Origin of the sequence: Rhodoferax sp. (assembly GCF_010365055.1) — a bacterium.
Taxonomy (GTDB): domain Bacteria; phylum Pseudomonadota; class Gammaproteobacteria; order Burkholderiales; family Burkholderiaceae_C; genus Rhodoferax.
The window spans coordinates 1-4,150 of record NZ_JAAFHA010000169.1 but is presented as its reverse complement, the minus strand read 5'-3'; the positions used below and the strand labels follow the sequence as shown (position 1 = coordinate 4,150).

At 57.2% G+C, this 4,150-nt stretch carries 3 protein-coding genes and 3 pseudogenes; 4 read left to right on the top strand and 2 right to left on the bottom strand.

The features are described 5' to 3' along the window. Positions 1-229 precede the first annotated feature (229 nt). Positions 230-487, top strand: a pseudogene (locus GZ093_RS20405) (preprotein translocase); the annotation flags it as partial. Positions 488-514: 27 nt separating this feature from the next. Then, entirely contained in the window at positions 515-685 is a 171-nt protein-coding gene (locus GZ093_RS20400) for a hypothetical protein (RefSeq protein ID WP_296489527.1), read from the top strand. Between the two features lie 168 nt (positions 686-853). Here GZ093_RS20400 and GZ093_RS20395 read toward each other — a convergent pair. Beyond that, a pseudogene (locus tag GZ093_RS20395) lies at positions 854-1,306 on the bottom strand (4-coumarate--CoA ligase); the annotation flags it as partial. 20 nt (positions 1,307-1,326) lie between these two features. Between GZ093_RS20395 and GZ093_RS20390 the strand changes: the two are divergent. Then, positions 1,327-1,740: pseudogene (locus tag GZ093_RS20390) on the top strand (FAD-binding protein); the annotation flags it as partial. Positions 1,741-1,973: 233 nt separating this feature from the next. Beyond that, positions 1,974-2,717 carry an IclR family transcriptional regulator gene (locus GZ093_RS20385; protein ID WP_296489528.1) on the top strand — a complete coding sequence of 248 codons (744 nt, stop codon included), beginning with the start codon at positions 1,974-1,976 and terminating at the stop codon, positions 2,715-2,717. A 339-nt stretch (positions 2,718-3,056) separates the two neighbouring features. Here GZ093_RS20385 and GZ093_RS20380 read toward each other — a convergent pair whose 3' ends face one another. Beyond that, entirely contained in the window at positions 3,057-4,094 is a 1,038-nt protein-coding gene (locus GZ093_RS20380) for an IS630 family transposase (RefSeq protein ID WP_296489525.1), read from the bottom strand. Positions 4,095-4,150 lie beyond the last annotated feature (56 nt).

Below are 4,150 nucleotides of genomic sequence, written 5' to 3'. Positions count from 1 at the left end.
AGCCACATCCCAATTCCCACTCGATAGTCAACAAGAAATTCGATTTGGACGACACTGATTGGTGTTACTCATTGTTAAATCTTGGGTCGGAAGAGGGAAAAGCGGCTACACCGCCGCATTTACTTTCAAGGCAAACGGCACTTGGAAATTGGTTAAAGCACGCTGTTCGCGCATTTTGGCACACCAATGGATTGATAAGTCCTATCCAGCCACTCTCGTACGGCAAGGTGCCCTGCCGCGCCGCAAGGAATGGATTTTCTCAAGCCCCGCCAGCGCGACCGGGTGCCTGACCGAACCCAACAACCCGCACACGCGGGCCTGCAAGGTCTGAACTTGCACGGCTTGCGCCGCTCGTTCTCCAGCCTCACCGAGTGGCTGGAAACCCCCTCCGGAGTCGTGGTGCAGATTCAGGGACACAACGCCACCGCTGGGAGTCATGTTTGATGCCATGGCCGCATCGGGTTCGCTGCGGGTGGTATCCGCCTAGCCTTCGCAATGGATTGCAATTACGCTCATGCTGACCGTCGCCGAATTGCCAGAGTTCACTCACGCCGCCAACAAGCTGCTGACTGAATCCCAGCGGCAAGACATCATTCTGCATTTGGCAGAGCACCCGAAAACTACGCTGGGGCAGTGGTGGACAGGGCAAAAGTGGTGGCGTTCGCGTCATCTATTACTTTCATGACGAGTTGATGCCCTTGTCCTTGTATTTGTTGACACTATTCGCCAAAGACGACCAGTCCAACCTGACCAAGGGCGAGCGCAATGAATTGGCTGACCCTGAAGTTGTAATCCGCCACGCGTTGGGAGGAGATGAGGATTTTGTAAAGAGGACTCGGGGAGTCTGAGCGGTGTAGTGCTCGCGCAATGCCGGTTTGAGCACCTTGCCGATGGCGTTGCGTGGCAGTTCGTCCACGAAGTGAAGCGTCGATGGGCGCTGAGTCTTGCCTGAACGTTCGTTTTGTCAGACCATCCGTTCAGGCTCGGTCACCAACGTACTCGGGTGGCGGACCACAAAGGTCGCCGGTGTCTCGCCCCATTGTTCGGAAGGCACGCCGGCCACGGCTGGGTGCTGGCGCAGCGAGGCGTCGCGGTCACTGGGATACACATTGAAACCGCCGCTGATGATTATGTCTTTGCGGCGATCCATGAGCACCAGAAAGCCGTCAGCGTCTAAGCGGCCGACGTCACCCGTGCGGATGAACCGCTTGCCTTCGACGTCGAACCACTCGGCCTCTCGGGTTTTCTCCGGCTCGCCGTGGTAGCTCGTCATCATGCCGGGCGAATGGCCAACCACCACTCCATCTTCGCTCTTTGGTACTTCGTGGCCGACTCCCGTTCCTAGGCAACGAGATCGCCAAAAGCGACCTCCCCGACCTGACCGCCACCAAAGTCATTGCTTTCGGTGGTCGGACGCTGAGCTCAAGCGAACGTTCATCGAAGATAGAACGGCCTTTGGCCGACAATCTCGCTGCCGCGCTGATTAACAATTCCGCAGCCGTGGATGCGGGTTATGCGCCCAACGACGGGCAGGTGGGACAGACCAGCAAGGTCGTGGCGCCTCGGCTCTACATCGCCGGCGGCATTTCGGGAGCCACGATGCACTTGGCCGGCATGTCAGACTCCAGGATGATCGTGGGGATCAACAAAACTTCATAAGCCAACATCTTCTCCGTGGTCGAATACGCACTTGAGGCTGACGTGGTTGTGGCCGTGCCTGAATTGATCTCCACGTACTAGGATCAAACGACTCCCGACTGAGCTTCACTTGTGGTTTACCCGCATTGCCAGCACAATCCGAAAGCGTTCGAATGCGGATAAAGTCCAACGCTTCATTTGCACAACGGAGTTCCATTTTGAGCGCAGACCAAGTCAGTGACATCGAGTCGAGGTCCGAAGGGGAGCAAGCTGGCGTCGCGCGCGCCCTCACCCTAAACGTACAAGCCCGAAAACCCAAGGAAGATCGGCATTTCGTGACCGCGCTTGCGCGGGGTCTTGAAGTGTTGTCCTGTTTTCGCCACGGTGAAATCACCCTGAGCAACCAGGAACTGGCTCAGCGCTGCAAGCTGCCTAAATCTACCGTGTCGCGCTTGACCATGACGCTGACCAAACTGGGCTACCTTATCCATGTGCAGGAAAGTGGCCGCTATCGCCTCGGTACGGCCTGTTTGGCGCTCGGAAGCGCCCTACTCAACAAGCTCGATGTGCGCAAAATCGCACGGCCCATGATGCAGGAGCTAGCAGAATTCTCGGGCGCTTCGGTGTCGCTGGGAGTACGTGACAAGCTGTCCATGATTTACGTGGAAAACTGCCGTAGCTCAGCGGCCCTGACACTCACACTCGACGTGGGTTCTCGCATGCCGCTGTCCACGTCGGCCATGGGCCGCGCTTGGCTCGCTGCCGTATCGCGGGACGAGCGCCTAGAGGCGATGGAACAGATTCGTGAGCTTGACCACCTCGCTTGGCATAGCGTCAAGACGGGCGTGGAAAAGGCGCTTGAGGACTACCAAACACTGGGTATCACCTGCTCGTTTGGCGACTGGAACAAAGAAGTCAACGGCGTGGCCCGCGCGTTCGATCCGGGCAACGGCCTGCCCATCATGGCGGTTAACGTGGGCGGCCCTTCCTACAAATTGTCGCCTCAGTTTCTGCTGGACGAGGTACGCCCCCGCCTGCTGCAGGTGGTGCGCTCCATTGAGGAAGCCTTGCCAACCTGACCGGCAGGCGCCGGTGCGCAGTACTAGACGCCCTGCATGCTTCGGGTGGCGTTGTCCAGGCTGAGTTGGCAGCCGAAGCACGGCAACTCCCAGCAACAAATCATTTACGAGCCTACACCTTGGCTCGGTAGAACGCCTCACCGGCGCCGCAGCAACCCGCTACGAAGGCCGCGTCAAGTACCACCTCTCAAGCAGCTCCAGCCCGGCATGGCGTACCCAAATGCTTTCAGGAACATGTGAGCGTGGGCCAAGGACGCCTCTCCATAGGCCGTCAACGTCGGCTTAAGCGAGATCCACGCTGGAGAGAATATCGCCCTATTGATTCGGCCCTGTGAAGTCTTAAGCCGCATAGCGCACCCGCCGATCCTGGAAGTAGCTCATAACGCGTTCAGGGTTTTGCTCGAGCATCGTCATGTGATCGTTGGCCGCTTCACGTAACTTGGTCTTGGTTCGGACCGGGACACGCTTGCCCATCTCTTGCTTCAAATCCGCGTTGAGGCGCTCCTCTGGGTTGAGTTGCGGGCTGTAGCTGGGTAGGTAAAAGAGCTCAATCTGGTCCTTGCGATCGGCCACCCAAGCCTTCACCAGTTTGCTGTGATGCACACGCAAGTTATCCAGAATCAGGAAGACTTTTTTCCCCGCATCTTTGATCAAGGCCTGCAAAAATTCGATGAGCTTTTCAGCGTCAAATGCTTCGTCAATGATCATCCAACGTGTCTTGCCCTGGTTGGTCACCGTGGCGATCATCGAGAGCTTCTGACGGGTGCCGCCAATGGCCATGGCTACCGGCGTTTTCCCCGCTGGCGCGTAGCTCCTGCCGCGCACATCGGTGTTCACCAACGCGGTCTCGTCACCCCAGTGCATTTCAGCCCCTTCTGCTCTGGCGCGCTGCTCGATTCCGGGGTACTCACCCTCTAGCCAGGCTTGCACCGCAGCAGGGCTTTGTTCATACGCACGTTTGATTGGCTTTTGAGGCGTAAAGCCCCAACGCGTGAGGTACTTGCCGATGCTGCGCACTTGCAACTTGATGCCAAACTCCTGTTCAATGAGCTGGCCCACTGCGGCGCGGCTCCATAGATGAAAGTCCATCTTGAGTTGCTCGGGGCGCTTGTCAATGATCATGCGTTGGATGGTGTCCTCTTGCGCCGCACTGAGCACCCGACCATCACCTCTGGCGCGCCCACGAACCGCCGGTCGGATCGCGCTCCAACCACCAGCTTCAAACAGATCTATAGCCGCTCGTACTGTCGGATAGCTCAAGCCCGTCATTGCGACGACTTGCATGATCTTGATGCCTTTTTTGTACAACCTTACGACTTGCTTGCGTCGTTCGTGAAGCTGCTCCAGAGTTTGCGTTCTTGCGCTTTCTTTTTCCATGATCATTCGATTACAAAAACCAGAAAAAGTTCATACTTTATGAGGCCTTATCTATA

Coding starts and splice junctions, on each gene's coding strand:
- GZ093_RS20400 (WP_296489527.1), top strand. CDS start 515: ATGCTGACCGTCGCCGAATTGCCAGAGTTCACTCACGCCGCCAACAAG.
- GZ093_RS20380 (WP_296489525.1), bottom strand. CDS start 4,094: ATGGAAAAAGAAAGCGCAAGAACGCAAACTCTGGAGCAGCTTCACGAA.